Source organism: Saccharomonospora iraqiensis subsp. paurometabolica YIM 90007, assembly GCF_000231035.2.
Classification (GTDB): domain Bacteria; phylum Actinomycetota; class Actinomycetes; order Mycobacteriales; family Pseudonocardiaceae; genus Saccharomonospora; species Saccharomonospora paurometabolica.
This window is the reverse complement of the sequence record NZ_KI912213.1, coordinates 90,549-105,445: the sequence shown is the minus strand read 5'-3', so window position 1 is coordinate 105,445 and position 14,897 is coordinate 90,549. Positions and strand designations below refer to the sequence as shown.

The window sequence follows — 14,897 nt, the reverse complement described above, 5'->3', positions numbered from 1 at the left end:
ACTGCTCGAAGGGGACGAGATGGCTGACACGCTCAACTGCCGGCTCCAGGTGACCGGCACCTCGCAGGAGCGATTCGACGAGATCCTCACCCCGGCGGCGCTGGAGTTCGTCGCGAAGCTCGACAACGCCTTCGCGGGTCGGCGCAGGGAACTGCTCGACGCGCGCAGGCTCCGCAGGGACCGCATCGCCTCCGGGGAGGAGACGCTCGACTTCCTCCCGGAGACGGCCGCGATCCGCGCGGACGAGACGTGGCAGGTGGCCCCGCCCGCACCCGGTCTCACCGACCGGCGGGTGGAGATCACCGGGCCGACCGACCGGAAGACCACGGTCAACGCGCTGAACTCCGGGGCCGGGGTGTGGCTCGCCGACTTCGAGGACGCCACGTCACCGACCTGGGACAACGTCGTGGGCGGTCAGCGTAACCTCTACGACGCGATCCGGCGCGACGTCGACTTCACCGACAAGGGCAAGCACTACGTGATCGGGGACGATCCGGCCACGATCGTCGCCCGGCCGCGGGGCTGGCACCTGGTGGAGAAGCACGTCCGGATCGACGGGCGTCCCGTGTCGGCCAGTCTCGTCGACTTCGGGCTGTACTTCTTCCACAACGCGCGTCAGCTGCTGGCGCGGGGGAGTGGGCCGTACTTCTACCTGCCGAAGCTGGAGAGCCACCACGAGGCGCGACTGTGGAACGACGTGTTCCGCTTCGCGCAGGCCGAACTCGGCATCCCGCAGGGGAGCATCCGGGCGACCGTGCTGATCGAGACGATCACGGCGGCGTTCGAGATGGACGAGATCCTCTACGAGCTGCGCGAGCACGCGGCCGGCCTGAACGCGGGCCGGTGGGACTACATCTTCAGCCTCATCAAGACCTTCGCCACCGGCGGCGCGGACTACGTGCTGCCGGACCGGGCGGAGGTGACGATGACGGTGCCGTTCATGCGGGCCTACACCGAACTGCTGGTGCGTACCTGCCACAGGCGCGGGGCGCACGCGATCGGCGGGATGGCGGCGTTCATCCCCAGCAGGGACCCGGAGGTCAACGCGACGGCGACGGAGAAGGTGCGGCAGGACAAGGAGCGTGAGGCCGCCGACGGCTTCGACGGCTCCTGGGTGGCGCATCCCGGTCTCGTGCCGGTGTGCCGGGAGGTGTTCGACGGCGTCCTGGGCGAGCGGCCGAACCAGCTCGACCGCCTGCGGCCGGACGTCGCGGTCACCGCCGAGGACCTGCTCAACGTGGCCAGCGCCGGGGGCGAGGTCACCGAGCAGGGTGTGCGGTCGAACATCAACGTGGCGCTGCGCTACCTGGACGCCTGGCTGCGTGGCACCGGTGCCGCGGCGATCTTCAACCTCATGGAGGACGCCGCCACGGCGGAGATCGCCCGGTGCCAGGTGTGGCAGTGGCTGCGCAACGGCACCAAGCTGGACGACGGCACAGCGGTCACCGAGCCCCTGGTGCGGGAGTGGCTGGACGAGGAGCTGACCGGGATCCACGCCGATCTCGGTGCGGGCAACCGGCTGGCCGACGCCCGGGAGATCCTCGTCGAGACCGCGCTCGGGGAGAAGCTGCCCAGCTTCTTCACCACCGGTGCCTACGCCCGCTATCTGATGGACTCCTGAGCCGAGTCCGTCCCGGACCCGCGCGTGGTGCGTGGTAGCCGTGGAGGGCCCTTCCCCCGCATCCGGCGCGGGGGAGGGGCCCTTCACGTATGTGTTCGGACGAGGACCGGGCGCGGCGTCGCCCCCGCCCCGCCCGTCACCGTCGTGCGGGCGGAGTCAGTGCCGAGGCGCCCCGGTAGCCGGGCGGGAGGTCCGCCCTGCCGACGGTGAGCAGCACCGGGCCCGCGAGGCCCGCCCGGGCGGTGGCGTCGGCGAGAAAACCGGCGAGCCAGCCCATCGCGTCCAGGGACCACTCGGCGAGGGTGCCGTGGACGGTGACCCGGTGGCGGGGCGGGCCGCTCCCGAGGTGGTCGTCTAACGGCGATCGCTCGGTCATGGCCGGGTGGTCGGTCGTCGAATGGGACTCGCACGCGAAGAGGGTCTGCTCCTCACGGCGGAGCGAGCGCAGCAGCTCGGGTGCGAGGGCCGGGACGGCCTGCCGCGTGCCACTGTCCAGCGTGACGTGCACCCCGGTGCGTGCTCCCGGGTCGCACTCGGAGAACCACCCGATGCTCTCCAGCGAGGGCAGCACGGCCCGGCGTGGCGTCGGGCGCAGCTGCTGCACGGGCAGCAGCAGCTGCACGGCACGGAGCCGGAGAGTGCCGAACCGGGCGAGCACGTCGTCGGCGCAGCACAGGAAGGGCTGCGCGGGCAGCGGCCGGTCGGGCGGGACCGGGCCGAGGCCCACCTGGAACCAGGCCGCCAACGGTGAGTCCGGCTCCAGGCCCGGGAGTTCCGGGCCGGCCTCGTGCATGCTCCACGAGCTCTCCGGGGCGATCCCGCCCGTGCCGGTTCCCGTCGCGCGGTCCGGGACCGGGTCCGTCCCGCCCGCGCGCACCGTGCTCAGGTCCGCCAGCCACCCCATCGCCCGGGACCGCTTCTCGAACAGGCTGTGCGGGTCCTCGGATGCGGCGGCGGGGTCGCGCCACGGGTGCGGCGACAGGTCCCCGAACAGCGCGGCGATCAGGAGCCCTTCGGGGCCACCGCCGCCCGGCACCGAGCCGGGCCGGGCCGTCTCGCTGCTGTCCCGGGGAGCCGCGCCGCTCATCCTTCCCTCCTGATCAGAAAACTCTGCAGGCGAACCCCCGCACCACATTGACAGCCTGCTCCGATGTGTCGATTTCGTCATTCACGTCTACATCGACAACCGCACGCCAGTCGGTGGCTCTGCCGTCTTGACACGCTACACGCGCGACTGCGGCTCTGCCACGTCCGCCCCCGTAGGCAACCGTTCGCTCGTCGTAGGCCTTGGTCCGCCAAGTGCCATCGGTGTACCATTCCTGTAGCCAGATTTCGACGCTCGCATAGTTGTTCGTGCAGCTTCCCTTGTCCCAAGTCCCGTGCGCGGATATGTCGCCGGAGGATAGGTGCGGGCGGTGAGCGCGGGTCACCGGCGTGCAGCCGATCGCCGTCGTTTCCCATTCATTTATGTTGCCTTGCGTCTCTGTCTTGTCCCTTGACGGGGGATTTGGCTTCGATCCGGGAACCGCGTCGGGGTCAAGCTCTCTCTCAGGGTCTACCCCTGGAACGGGCGGAAAGCCTGCGGGGTGGTCCAAGGGATTGGTCATCGCGTCAGCTTCAGGCGAAGAAGTCGACCCTGTAGTGTCGTCGGTTGCGGGCGTCGCCGCTGACGCAGACGGCGCGAACGTGCTCGCAAGAAGAAGAGCAGTCATGACGATGATCGGCTTGCGTCGACGAGTTGACGTTTTTTATGCAATGTTCTCAAGTCCCCAGTGCGCGATACTTTGTCGATTGTTGCTGACGATCACTACCGTGCACGTCGTTGTCTGGAAGAGCAGCCGCCAGTCGAGTGAAGTCAAGGACACACACGTGGCGAGCGCTGGGGGAGAGGTCACCGAGCAGGGTCTGCGGTCGAACATCAACGTGGCGCTGCGCTACCTGGACGCCTGGCTGCGTGGCACCGGTGCCGCGCCGTCTCGGCGCGGGCAACCGGCTGGCCGACGCCCGGGAGATCCTCGTCGAGACCGCGCTCGGGGAGAAGCTGCCCAGCTTCTTCACGACCGGTGCCTACGCCCGCTATCTGATGGACTCCTGAGCTGAGTCCGTCCCGGACCCGCGCGTGGTGCGTGGTAGCCGTGGAGGGCCCTTCCCCCGCATCCGGCGCGGGGGAGGGGCCCTTCACGTATGCGGGTGCCGCCCATCTGGAGAGGAGTCGCCCCCGCAGCCGACGGTGTCGACGGCGCACCAGTGCGCCCGCGAGGTGTCGGCCAGACAGGCCGCCACGCAGTCGGGACAGGACCTGCCTTCCACGAGCCCGAGGGAAAGGTCCGGCCGTGGCACGGGCTCGTTCCCGCAGAGAGCGCACCAGCGGAACCGAACGCCGCCACCACGATGATCAGTGAAGAGGTCACCTCTCGTCTCCTCGATCGAGGGCACGCAGCCCCGCGAGTACGCGCCGCAGCAGGTCGTCGGTCAGGCGCGGCGCGGTGGCCGGGGGTAACAGATCCGGGTCGACCTCGGGCCACCGCGGCGGCCGCGGGTCGACACGCGGCAACAGGTCCGTGGGCGCATCACTCATCGGCCGTGCGGGATGACGTATCGGTGGCCCCGGTGAGCTCGTCGGCGCGGGCCCGCATGTCGTCAGCCACCTGACGCAGCGCGTCGGCGAGTTCGCGCAGACGCGGCCCGGGGAGCTGTCCGTCGTCCTGGTGCGCCATCAGGTCGGACACCACCCCTCCCAGCGTCCGGTTCACGGTCGCGAGGCGAGCCAGCAGAGCACGATCCCGGGCGATCACCGGAGCTCTCCCGCAGGCGAGGACGGAAGGTGCTCTCTCGGAGTTGCGACATACTTGACCTCAACGGGTGAGCACCCTGTGACATGCAGCATCATGGGTGTTGAGGTTGGCAGGACGAACGAGGTCCGGGAGGTGCCCCGCGAGGTGACCGTTTCGCCGCGGGGTGGCCGGAAGGGGTGTCCAGAGAGGGCGAGTGGTGGACGACCAGACCATCGGGCGAACGCTGCGTGTGCTTCGGATCCGGGCCGGCAGGTCACAAGCTGAGCAGGCCGACCTGCTCTCGCGGAGAGCGGGACGCGCTGTGACCCGCAACGAGATCTCCCGGTGGGAGAGCGAACGTCGCATACTGACGCCGTGGTGGCAGAAGCACTACGCGGCTACGTTCGACGTCCCCGTCGAGGTTCTGCGCGGGGCGGTGGCCGTCACGAGAGCGCGTCGGAGACGGGAACGGGGGGAGCTCGGACAGGTGCGCAGAAGACAGTTCATGGGAGTACTGGCCGGAGCAGTGACCGCGGTCTCCGTGCCTTCACCGGAACCTTCGTCGGGCCACCTCGGGGTTCGTGACGCCGAACGGCTGTACCGGCATACCGCCCGTCTCCGACGTCTCGACGATGTTCTCGGAGGCGGAGACACCTACGCGACCTATGCCTCGCAGGTCGGAGTGACCGAACGCCTCCTCCGCGAGGCCACATGCGGTGCTGAGGTGCGGAACAGGCTCCGGTCTCTGCTCGGAGAGCAACACCAGATGGCGGGATGGGCGGCCTTCGACGCCGGTGAACATGCGCGCGCTCGGGAGCATTACCAGACCAGTCTCCAGGCGGCGCGTGAAGCCGGTGACGCCTGTCTGGAGGGGAACGCGTTGGCCTTCGTCGCCTATCAGGAGACGGTCACCGCGCAGGACGGTACCGACACGGCCCGCGCCGCGTACGAGAAGGCACGGGCGAGCGCAGGGCCGAGGGTTGCGGCGCTGCTTCTTGAGCGAGCGGCCTTCGCACACGCCGTCGTCGGTGATGCGGGGGGAATCGACGTGGCGCACGGTCTCGCCGAGGGTGTCGCTTCGGCACGTCCGGTCGAACGGATCGAGACGGTTGCCCGTCGACTGGCACACCACCGGAGTCTGCCGCAGGTCGGGGACGTCCTGGGCCGGATCGGTGTCTAGCCGTCGGTCCGTGCCGTGGCGGTCTCCATCCAACGGAGGTAGTGGGCGGCTCCCTCGGTGAGCTTCACCGCGGTCACCTCGGGTTTCTCCCACGGGTGTCGGGCGACGAGGTGCGCTTCGAGTTCGGCATACCGGTCGCTGGTGGTCTTCAGCGTCACGAGCCACTCCTCCCCCTCGCCCGCCTCGCCGAGGTGCCAGAAGTAGGACAGCACCGGGCCGTGGACCTGGGCGGTGGCTGCGAGCTTCTCCTGGACCGCGGAAGCCGCGAGCGTGGCCGCGGAATCGCGGTCGGGCGTGGTGGTGGTCACCGACAGTGGATCAGCCATCGGCTCAGCGTAGGAGCCGGGAGGTCGGTCCCGCTACGGTGACCGTCGGCGGACCGGTTCGTCCCGCCCCGGGACACCGCAGCCGATGTCGGTGGATGTCGCCGGGGCGGCGAACCCCCGGACGGGTGGTCGGACACGCCGGGGCCACCCGGGGTGGGCCCGCGCGCCCTGAGCTAGCGTCGACGGACACCATCCCGCGTTGCCCGAGAAGGAGATCCAGCGTGCCGGAGCAGTTCGCTCACCTGCATGTGCACACCGAGTACTCGATGCTCGACGGCGCGGCGAAGCTCGCCCCGCTGTTCGCTGAGGCCGAGCGGCTCGGACAGCCCGCGGTGGCGATGACCGACCACGGCAACATGTTCGGCGCGCACGACTTCTACGCGCAGGCGCGGAAGACGAACGTCAAGCCGATCATCGGGATCGAGGCGTACGTGGCTCCGGCCTCGCGGTACCACAAGAAGCCGGTCTTCTGGGGCAAGTCCCGCACCGGTGAGGACAGCGACGCGACCGAGAGCGGCGGGGACGTCTCCGGTGGTGGTTCCTACACCCACCTGACGATGTGGGCCCGCAACGCCACCGGCCTGCGCAATCTGTTCCGGTTGTCCTCGCTGGCCTCCTTCGAGGGCTACTACCGCAAACCCCGGATGGACCGGGAACTGATCGCCGAGCACGCCGAGGGGATCATCGCCTCGACCGGCTGCCCGTCCGGGGAGGTGCAGACCCGGCTGCGGCTCGGCCAGTACAAGGAGGCGGTGCAGGCCGCGGCCGACTACCGGGACATCTTCGGTGCCGAGAACTTCTTCCTGGAGCTGATGGACCACGGGCTGTCCATCGAGCGCTCGATCCGCGAGGACCTGCTGCGGCTGCGCAAGGAGCTGGATCTGACGCCGGTGGCGACCAACGACAGCCACTACGTCACCGCGGACCAGGCGGAGTCGCACGGCGCGTTGCTGTGCGTGCAGACCGGCAGGACGCTGACCGACCCGAAACGGTTCAAGTTCGACAGCGACGACTTCTACCTCAAGTCGGCCGAGGAGATGCGCGACTACTGGGAGAAGGAGGTCCCCGGGGCGTGCGACACGACCCTGGAGATCGCCGAGCGGATCGAGTCGTACGAGGAGGTCTTCACCGAGAGCGACCGGATGCCGCGGGTCACCCTCGCGCCCGGGCAGACCGAGGAGGACAAGCTCCGGGCCGAGGTGGAGGAGCTGATCCCGCACCGGTTCCCGGAGGGGCTCACCGACGAGTACCGGCAGCGGGTGGAGTGGGAGCTCAATGTCATCTGCGAGAAGGGCTACGCCTCCTACTTCCTGGTCGTCGGCGACCTGGTGCGCTGGGCGAAGTCGCAGGGGATCCGGGTCGGTCCCGGGCGCGGCAGTGCCACCGGGGCGCTGGTGTCGTACATCCTTCAGATCATCAACCTGGACCCGATCGAGCACTCACTGATCTTCGAGCGGTTCCTGAACCCCGAGCGGGACTCCCCGCCGGACATCGACCTCGACTTCGACGACCGTCGCCGGGACGAGGTGATGGCCTACACGCGCGACAAGTACGGCCAGGAGAACGTCGCCCAGGTCCTCACCTTCGGCACGATCAAGACGAAGGCCGCGCTCAAGGACGCCGCCCGCGCGCACTACGGGCAGCCGGGCTTCGCCATGGCCGAGCGGATGACGAAGGCGCTCCCGCCGCCGGTCGCCGCGGAGGACATCCCGCTCGCGGGCATCGTCGACCCGCAACACGAACGCTATCCGGAGGCCGCGGAGATCCGGTCCCTGATCGAGACCGATCAGGACGTGTCGACGATCTTCAACACCGCCCGCGGGCTGGAAGGACTGATCCGCAACGCGGGCGTGCACGCGTGCGCCTACATCCTGAGTTCCGAGCCGCTGCTCGACGTCCTGCCGCTGTGGATGCGGGACGACGGGGCGATCATCACCGGCTGGGACTACCCGGCCTGTGAGGAGATCGGGCTGCTGAAGATGGACTTCCTCGGGTTGTCCACGCTGACCATCATCGAGGACGCGATCCGGTCCGTGCGGGAGAATTACGGGACCGACATCGATCTGGACACCCTCGGCCTGGCGGACGAGCAGACCTACCGGTTGCTGGCGAAGGGGGACACGCTCGGCGTGTTCCAGCTCGACGGTGCGGGGATGCGGACCCTGCTGCGGGCGATGGGGCCGACCCACTTCGGCGACGTCTCCGCCGCCCTGGCGCTGTACCGGCCGGGGCCGATGGCGGCGAACGCGCACATGGCCTACGCGGAACGGTCGAACGGGCGCGCGCCGATCAAGCCCATCCACCCGGAACTGAAGGACGCGCTGGACCCGATCCTGGGCGAGTCGTACCACCTGCTGGTGTATCAGGAGCAGGTGATGGCGATCGCCCAGCAACTCGCCGGCTACACGCTGGGCGAGGCCGACCTGCTGCGCAAGGCGATGGGCAAGAAGAAGCCCGAGGTCATCGCGAAGGAATCCGCGAAGTTCCTCGCCGGGATGCAGGAGAACGGCTTCAGCGAGGAGGCCGCGCAGACGCTGTGGGACGTGATGGGGCCGTTCGCCGGCTACGCCTTCAACAAGTCCCACACCGCCGGGTACGCGCTGGTCTCCTACTGGACCGCGTACCTGAAGGCGCACTACCCGGCCGAGTTCATGGCCGCCCAGCTGACCGCGAACTCGGGGAACAAGGACAAGAGCGCGGTCTATCTGTCCGAGTGCCGTCGCATGGGGGTGAAGGTCCTCCCGCCGGACGTCAACGAGTCGGGCGTGCAGTTCGCGGCCGTGGGCGGGAACATCCGCTTCGGGCTGGGGGCCGTCCGCAACGTCGGCGCCGGGGTCGCGCGCGCGATCATCGAGACCCGGCGGGAGAAGGGTGGGTACCGGTCGTTCGCGGACTTCCTGGAGAAGGTCCCCGCGACGGTGTGCCAGAAGCGGGTGATCGAGTCACTGATCAAGGCGGGGGCGTTCGACAGTTTCGGCCTCACCCGGCTGTCGCTGTTGCGTGTGCACGAGGAGGCCGTGGAGGCGGTCGCGGGCCTGAAGAAGCAGGAGGCCCTGGGGCAGTTCGACCTGTTCGGCGGCGCGGACACCGGTGCGGAGGACGCCGCGGGCACTTCCCCGTTGGCGCACCTGACGTTCGGGCCGGAGGAGTGGCCGCGCAAGGAGCTGCTCGCCTACGAACGCGACATGCTCGGCCTGTACGTCTCCGCCCATCCGCTGGACGGCGCGGAGGGCATCCTGCGCAAGCACGCCCCGAAGCCGATCGCCACCCTCAAGCACGAGGCACCGGCGGAGGGCGAGATCACCGTCGCCGGGATCATCAGCAGCATCGACCGGAAGGTGTCCAAGAAGGGCGAGCCGTGGGCGATCGTCACCGTCGAGGACCTGGACGCCTCCATCGAGGTGCTGTTCTTCGCCAAGGCGTACTCGGTCATGGGGGAGGAGCTGGTCACCGACAGCGCGGTCGCCGTCAAGGGCCGGGTGAACTGGCGGGACGACACGATGAGCGTGTTCGCCTCGACGATGGTCACCCTGGACATCTCCGACGCCGAGCACAATCCGGTCAGCGGGGACCTGCCGTTCGTGCTGCGCGCGGACGCGGGCAGGCTCGACCGGGACGTGGTGCAGGAGCTGCGGTCGGCGCTGTCGGCACACCGGGGCGACACCCCGGTGCAGGTGCTCGTCTGTGGTGGGGAGGAGTTCCGGATGGAGATCCCGGATTACCCGGTGGAGGTGTCCAGCACGCTGCTCGGGGAGCTGAAGGGCATCCGCGGGATCATGGTGGAACACACCGGCGCGCTGTGAGGGGCGGCCCGGTCCCCGGGGCCGTCCCGTGGCCCCGGGGGCCGGGCCTCAGCCCGCTGCGGGGCCGGGGACGCGCGGGCGCCGGCACACGTAGACCAGGGCGGGCGGCACGTTGCGCCACACCGTGCGGGTGGTCACGACCTCGTCGAAGTACTCGTCCAGCAGCCGCCGGAACCGCCGGGCCCCGGCGAGGTGTGCGGCGTGCCGGTAGGCGAAGGTGCTGAATCCGCCCCCGGGCGCGAGCGCCCCGGCCACCTCGCCGAGCATCCGCCGTTGCGCCTCCACGGCGAACAGCGACCACGGCAACCCGCCCACCACGGCGTCGGCACTCCCGACCCGCTCCTCGCCCAGCAGCGCACGCAGGCGCGCCGCGTCGCCGCACACGACGGTGAGACCGGGATGGGCCGCACGCAGGTGGGCGGCCAGCGTCGGGTCGATCTCCACCGCGAGGTGCCTGCCACCGGTCGGGAGCCGCTCGCCGACCACCCGGCTCACCGCGCCGCTGCCCGCGCCCAGTTCCACCACGGTGGGTCGTCCCGAGCGGGGCACGACGACGGACAGCTGTTCCGCCAGCCGGGCGGAACTCGGGCTCACCGCGCCGACGAGGCCCGGTTTGCGCAGCGCGGCGTTGACGAAGACGGACAGGTCACGGGACCGGGTCGGTGTCGGCATACGCAGAATGTGTCAGAGTCGGCGACCGCGGTGTGCGCCGGGGCGGCTGCCGTGCCTATGCTCGTCCGCGATGGAGGGTGCTGTCCCCGCGTGGGCCCACGAACCGCCGGAGATCCGTTCCCCCGACCCCGGGTGGCGGGAGTCGGCGCGGGCCGAGAGCGTCCGGTTGGCCGTCGTGCTCGGGCCCTGGCTGGTCGACGGCGTCGAGCACATCGGCTCCACCGCCGTCCCGGACCTGCCCGCGAAACCCGTCGTCGACCTGATGGCGTCGGTCGGCGATCCCGACGTGGTGGCCCGCGAGGCGGCGGCGGAGCTGGCCGCCGACGGCTGGTGCGCGGTGCCACCGGAGCGGGACGGGCGCCCGTGGCGGAGGTTCTTCGTCAAGCCGGACGCCTCCGGAGTCCACAGGGTGGCCCATCTGCACCTGCTCCCCGCGGGGCACCCCCGGTGGTACGCACAGCTCGCCTTCCGGGACACCCTGCGCCGGGACCCCGGACTCACCGCCCGCTACGCCGCGCTGAAGCGGTGCCTGGCCACCCGCCACGCCGGGGACCGGGAGGCCTACACGCGGGCCAAGAGCGACTTCGTCGCGGAGGTGCTGGGGCGGTCCGACCGGTCCGGGCCGTGAGGCCGCTCTCGGTGGCGCGGACGGAGAACCGGGGGACGGCCTAGGCTGCGCCGTGTGACGCAGGAAGATCGTCCGGCGGAACCGGATCGGGGGCAACGGCGGGGTCGGGCGCCGGGGGAACGGCCGGTGCGGCGGCCCGGCCCGGTGCGCTGGGTGTGGTACGCGGCCGGGGGCCGGTTGCCGGAGCGGTACCGGGAATGGGTGCTGCACGACGTGACCGCCCGGCACTACCTGTGGCGGCACGCGGCCCGCACCGCCGTGCTGATCGCACCACTGGTGTCGGTGTGGCTGCTGCTGCCCGGCCCGCTGTGGCTGCGCCTGGTGCTGTGCCTGATGGCGGCGCTGGTGGGCGGCTTCTACTCGCTCGCCTACGCCGACGAGAACTGCGAGAACCGGGTGGCCCGGCACGGCTTCGCCCACGGGACGGCCGCGGCCACCCGCAAGGCCGCCCGCGCGGAGCGGGACGCGGTGCTGCACGAGCGCTACCGCGCCCGGTACCGCTCCTGACCGGCCACCCGGCCACGGGCCCGAATCGACACACCTACGGGTGGAAGGCGTTGCCCGTCGGGATTTTCGGCCTGCCCGGGGTGTGCGGGGCGGCGGGGCGGGTCCTGCGGTAGACGTCGGCGGTCTGTCCGGCGATGCGGACCCAGTCGAAGTCCGTGGCCAGGCGGGACCGCGCCGCGTCCGCGCGGCGGGAGGCGGCCCCGGTGTCGGCCAGCACCCGGTCGACCGAGCGTGCGATGGCGTCCACGTCCCCCGGGGTGAAGGCCAGGCCGGTCTCGCCGTCCACGACGAGTTCGCCGAGCCCGCCCGCCGTGGAGGCCACCAGCGGCACCCGCGCGGCGGCGGTCTCCAGTGCCACGATGCCGAACGGTTCGTACCGGCTCGGCAGCACCACCGCGTCCGCCGCCGCGAGCACGGCGCGCAGTTCGTGGTCGGGCAGGTGTCCCACGAAGTCCACGGCCCCGCTGAGGTCCAGTTCGGCGGTGTGGTCCACGAGTTCGCCACGGTGCCTGCCCTCTCCCGCGATCACGAGCCGGGACCCGGGATGCCGTCGCCGGACCGCGGGCAGCGCCGCGAGCAGGTCCTGCACCCCCTTCTCGTACTCCAGTCTGCCGAAGTACAGCAGCAGCGGCGCCGAGGCGGCGGCGTGCCCGGCCCGGGCCCGCCGCACCGCCTCGCCCGGGACCTGCCAGCTCCGCTCCTCGATGCCGTTGTGGATCACGGTGATGTCCGTGGGGTCCAGGTCGAAGAGGGTGGCGACCTCCCCGCGCATGGCCTCCGAACAGGTGATCAGTGCGTCCACCCGGTTGGCCAGCCACCACTCCACCGAGTGCACCTGTTGGTTCAGCGGGTGGGAGAGCCACCCCGAGTGGCGGCCCGCCTCGGTGGCGTGGATCGTCCCGATGAGCGGAACGTGCGCCGCCTCGGCCAGCGCGATCGCGGGATGGGTGACCAGCCAGTCGTGGGCGTGCACCACGTCGGGCCGCCAGTCTCGCACCAGCGCGGTGCCCGCGCGGATCATCCCGTGTCCCATCGCCAGGGTCCAGGCCACCAGGTCGCGCTCGAAGGTGAGGTGCATCGGGTCCTCGGCGACCCGGACCACCCGCACGCCGTCCACCCGCTCGTCGCTGGTCGGGTGGGTGCCGGCGTCGGTGCCCGCGACGTGCCGGCACAGCACCACCACCTCGTGCCCGTCCGCGACGAGGTGCCGGGCCAGCGCGTGGACGTGCCGGGCGAGTCCGCCGACCACCACCGGTGGGTACTCCCAGGACAGCATCAGCACGCGCATGCCTGGAGGTTACTCACCGGTCGGCCCGGGTGCGCCGACCCCGCCCGACTTCACCGGGGCGATAACCGCTCCTGTGCCAGCATCGGTGGGCGTGAACAGTCGAGCACCGTTGCGGGCCCCGGTGCCCGCACCGCCGCACACGTCGATGACCACACCGTGGAGCGACCGGGTGGGACCGGACCACGCCCTGCCCGAACACCCCCGCCCCCAGCTGTTCCGCCCACGGTGGCGCACGCTGAACGGTCCGTGGGACTACGTCGGCGTCCCCGCCGGGGAGCGGGAGGGGCCGCACCGGGGTGAGCGCATCCTCGTCCCCTATCCGCCCGAGTCCGCGTTGTCCGGGATCGGGCGCGCCGACGAGCGGATGTGGTACCGGCGCACCGTCGACGTTCCCGACAGGTGGCGCCGGGAGCGGGTGCTGCTGCATTTCGGCGCCGTCGACCAGATCGCCACGGTGTGGGTGAACAACCAGTTCCTCGCCCGGCACGAGGGCGGGTACACGGCGTTCTCCGTCGACATCACCGACGTGCTGCGGGACACCGACGAGCAGGAGATCCTCGTCCGCGCCGACGACGAGGGCAACCGGGGCACCTTCCCGGTGGGCAAGCAGGCCGACCGGCCCGGGGGCATCCTCTACACCGGATGTTCCGGCATCTGGCAGACGGTGTGGCTGGAGTGTGTGCCCGCCGTGCACGTCACCGGACTCGACCTGGTGCCGGACCTGCGGGGTGTCGACGTCGTCGTGCACACCGACGCCGGGCCGGGGACGGGGACGCCGGACGGGCCGGACGGCGCCGACGCTCCGGACGACCAGGATGGCCAGGGCGGCCCGGACGACCGGGAGGGTCCGGACGAGGCGGCTCCGCCCGCGCCGGAGGTGGAGGTGGTGGTCTCCGAGCCGGACGGCGGCCCGGTGGCGCGGACACGCGGCCCGGCGGGACGGCGGCTCCGGCTGGACGTGCCCGGTGCCCGGTTGTGGAGCCCGGACGATCCGTACCTCTACGACGTCACCGTGCGTCTGCACGAGGCCGACGGCCGGGTCGTCGACGAGGTCACCAGCTACACCGGGCTGCGCACGGTCGAACTCGTCGACGACGGGCACTCCCGCCCCCGGATCGCGCTGAACGGGCGGATCACGTTCCTGCACACCCTGCTGGACCAGGGATACTGGCCGGACGGCGTCTACACCGCCCCCACGGACGAGGCGCTGCGCTCCGATCTCGAACGGGCGAAGGCGCTCGGGTTCAACAGCGTGCGCAAACACGTCAAGGTCGAGAGCGCCCGCTGGTACCACTGGGCCGACCGGCTCGGCCTGCTCGTCTGGCAGGACATGCCGTCCCTCCCGGTCGTGCTGGACAACCCGCCGGGGCCGCAGCCCACCCCCGCGCGGCGGGCGCGGGAGCGCTTCGAGAGCGAACTCGCCGCGATGGTCGGACAGCTGGCCAACGCGCCGTCGGTCGTCGTCTGGGTGGTGTTCAACGAGGGCTGGGGCGAGTACGACACGGCACGGGTGACCGGCACCGTCCGCGACGCGGACCCGACCCGGCTGGTGGTGGCGGCCAGCGGGGTCAACTGCTGTCACTCGCACCCGGACACCGGGGCCGGGGACCTCTACGACGACCACACCTACGTGGGGCCGGGCACCCCGGAGGTCCGCGACGCGCGTGCCGTGGTGGACGGCGAGTACGGCGGGATCGGGCTCACCCTGCCGGGGCACGTGTGGCCCGGGGAGCCGGTGGCCTACGAGACCGTGTCCGACCCGGAGCGGCTGACCGGACGGTACGTCGAGATCGCCACCGCGGTGCGGGCGGCGATCCGGGAGCAGGGCCTGTCCGGTGCCGTCTACACCCAGCTCACCGACGTGGAGAACGAGGTCAACGGCCTGCTCACCTACGACCGCAGGGTGGTGAAGGTGACCGCGGCCGTGGTCGCCGAGACCAACCGGGCGGTGCTCGCGGCGGGCGGCGGACACCCCGAACCGGGACCGGACCCGGAGACCCCCGGGTAGCCCACCCGCAGATCCGTCGGTCCGGCCCGCCGGTCAGCCCCGCAGGTTGCGGGCGTCGAGGTGCCCGAACGGGTGCGACGCCGCGCGCAG

General features: G+C 71.2%; 12 protein-coding genes and 1 pseudogene. 7 read left to right on the top strand and 6 right to left on the bottom strand.

Annotated features, from left to right (window positions below):
* Positions 1-19 precede the first annotated feature (19 nt).
* Entirely contained in the window at positions 20-1,621 is a 1,602-nt protein-coding gene (gene aceB / locus SACPADRAFT_RS0205095; RefSeq protein WP_007023481.1) for a malate synthase A, read from the top strand.
* Positions 1,622-1,757: 136 nt separating this feature from the next.
* Here the strand turns inward: aceB and SACPADRAFT_RS0205090 are convergent, their stop codons facing one another.
* Together SACPADRAFT_RS0205090 and SACPADRAFT_RS32250 are read right to left on the bottom strand one after the other, a co-directional pair.
* Positions 1,758-2,708 carry a hypothetical protein gene (locus SACPADRAFT_RS0205090; RefSeq protein ID WP_007023480.1) on the bottom strand — a complete coding sequence of 317 codons (951 nt, stop codon included), beginning with the start codon at positions 2,706-2,708 and terminating at the stop codon, positions 1,758-1,760.
* Between the two features lie 13 nt (positions 2,709-2,721).
* Positions 2,722-3,228, bottom strand: coding sequence for a hypothetical protein (locus SACPADRAFT_RS32250; protein ID WP_198048266.1), 507 nt, complete (start codon positions 3,226-3,228; stop codon positions 2,722-2,724).
* Between the two features lie 262 nt (positions 3,229-3,490).
* Between SACPADRAFT_RS32250 and SACPADRAFT_RS30320 the strand changes: the two are divergent.
* A pseudogene (locus tag SACPADRAFT_RS30320) lies at positions 3,491-3,716 on the top strand (malate synthase A); the annotation flags it as partial.
* Between the two features lie 475 nt (positions 3,717-4,191).
* Here SACPADRAFT_RS30320 and SACPADRAFT_RS0205080 read toward each other — a convergent pair.
* Positions 4,192-4,416, bottom strand: a complete 225-nt coding sequence (locus SACPADRAFT_RS0205080) for a hypothetical protein (RefSeq protein ID WP_007023477.1) — start codon at positions 4,414-4,416, stop codon at positions 4,192-4,194.
* A 301-nt stretch (positions 4,417-4,717) separates the two neighbouring features.
* Between SACPADRAFT_RS0205080 and SACPADRAFT_RS31245 the strand changes: the two genes are divergently transcribed.
* Positions 4,718-5,575, top strand: coding sequence for a hypothetical protein (locus tag SACPADRAFT_RS31245; protein ID WP_157577074.1), 858 nt, complete (start codon positions 4,718-4,720; stop codon positions 5,573-5,575).
* Here SACPADRAFT_RS31245 and cutA read toward each other — a convergent pair.
* Positions 5,572-5,901 (bottom strand): divalent-cation tolerance protein CutA, encoded by a 330-nt coding sequence (gene cutA, locus SACPADRAFT_RS0205070; RefSeq protein ID WP_007023475.1) that lies wholly within the window; start codon positions 5,899-5,901, stop codon positions 5,572-5,574. The genes SACPADRAFT_RS31245 and cutA overlap by 4 nt on opposite strands.
* Before the next feature lie 221 nt (positions 5,902-6,122).
* On the opposite strand from cutA, the gene dnaE reads away from it, so the two are divergent.
* Positions 6,123-9,704, top strand: coding sequence for a DNA polymerase III subunit alpha (dnaE, locus tag SACPADRAFT_RS0205065; RefSeq protein WP_007023474.1), 3,582 nt, complete (start codon positions 6,123-6,125; stop codon positions 9,702-9,704).
* Positions 9,705-9,752: 48 nt separating this feature from the next.
* Here dnaE and SACPADRAFT_RS0205060 read toward each other — a convergent pair whose 3' ends face one another.
* Positions 9,753-10,376 carry a class I SAM-dependent methyltransferase gene (locus SACPADRAFT_RS0205060; RefSeq protein ID WP_007023473.1) on the bottom strand — a complete coding sequence of 208 codons (624 nt, stop codon included), beginning with the start codon at positions 10,374-10,376 and terminating at the stop codon, positions 9,753-9,755.
* Positions 10,377-10,446: 70 nt separating this feature from the next.
* On the opposite strand from SACPADRAFT_RS0205060, the gene SACPADRAFT_RS0205055 reads away from it, so the two are divergent.
* Both SACPADRAFT_RS0205055 and SACPADRAFT_RS0205050 read left to right on the top strand, forming a co-directional pair.
* Positions 10,447-11,004: a GrpB family protein gene (locus SACPADRAFT_RS0205055; protein WP_007023472.1), complete on the top strand. Its 558-nt coding sequence runs from the start codon at positions 10,447-10,449 to the stop codon at positions 11,002-11,004.
* A gap of 126 nt (positions 11,005-11,130) precedes the next feature.
* Positions 11,131-11,511, top strand: a complete 381-nt coding sequence (locus SACPADRAFT_RS0205050; RefSeq protein ID WP_007023471.1) for a DUF5313 family protein — start codon at positions 11,131-11,133, stop codon at positions 11,509-11,511.
* 34 nt (positions 11,512-11,545) lie between these two features.
* Here the strand turns inward: SACPADRAFT_RS0205050 and SACPADRAFT_RS0205045 are convergent, their stop codons facing one another.
* A complete protein-coding gene (locus tag SACPADRAFT_RS0205045) occupies positions 11,546-12,799 on the bottom strand; it encodes a glycosyltransferase family 4 protein (RefSeq protein WP_007023470.1) in 1,254 nt (417 codons plus the stop codon).
* A 145-nt stretch (positions 12,800-12,944) separates the two neighbouring features.
* Between SACPADRAFT_RS0205045 and SACPADRAFT_RS0205040 the strand changes: the two genes are divergently transcribed.
* Complete coding sequence (locus tag SACPADRAFT_RS0205040; RefSeq protein WP_007023469.1) at positions 12,945-14,807, top strand: glycoside hydrolase family 2 protein; 1,863 nt, start codon at positions 12,945-12,947, stop codon at positions 14,805-14,807.
* The last annotated feature ends 90 nt before the right edge of the window (positions 14,808-14,897 follow it).

Coding starts and splice junctions, on each gene's coding strand:
- aceB (WP_007023481.1), top strand. CDS start 20: ATGGCTGACACGCTCAACTGCCGGCTCCAGGTGACCGGCACCTCGCAG.
- SACPADRAFT_RS0205090 (WP_007023480.1), bottom strand. CDS start 2,708: ATGAGCGGCGCGGCTCCCCGGGACAGCAGCGAGACGGCCCGGCCCGGC.
- SACPADRAFT_RS32250 (WP_198048266.1), bottom strand. CDS start 3,228: ATGACCAATCCCTTGGACCACCCCGCAGGCTTTCCGCCCGTTCCAGGG.
- cutA (WP_007023475.1), bottom strand. CDS start 5,901: ATGGCTGATCCACTGTCGGTGACCACCACCACGCCCGACCGCGATTCC.
- SACPADRAFT_RS0205060 (WP_007023473.1), bottom strand. CDS start 10,376: ATGCCGACACCGACCCGGTCCCGTGACCTGTCCGTCTTCGTCAACGCC.
- SACPADRAFT_RS0205055 (WP_007023472.1), top strand. CDS start 10,447: ATGGAGGGTGCTGTCCCCGCGTGGGCCCACGAACCGCCGGAGATCCGT.
- SACPADRAFT_RS0205045 (WP_007023470.1), bottom strand. CDS start 12,799: ATGCGCGTGCTGATGCTGTCCTGGGAGTACCCACCGGTGGTGGTCGGC.
- SACPADRAFT_RS0205040 (WP_007023469.1), top strand. CDS start 12,945: ATGACCACACCGTGGAGCGACCGGGTGGGACCGGACCACGCCCTGCCC.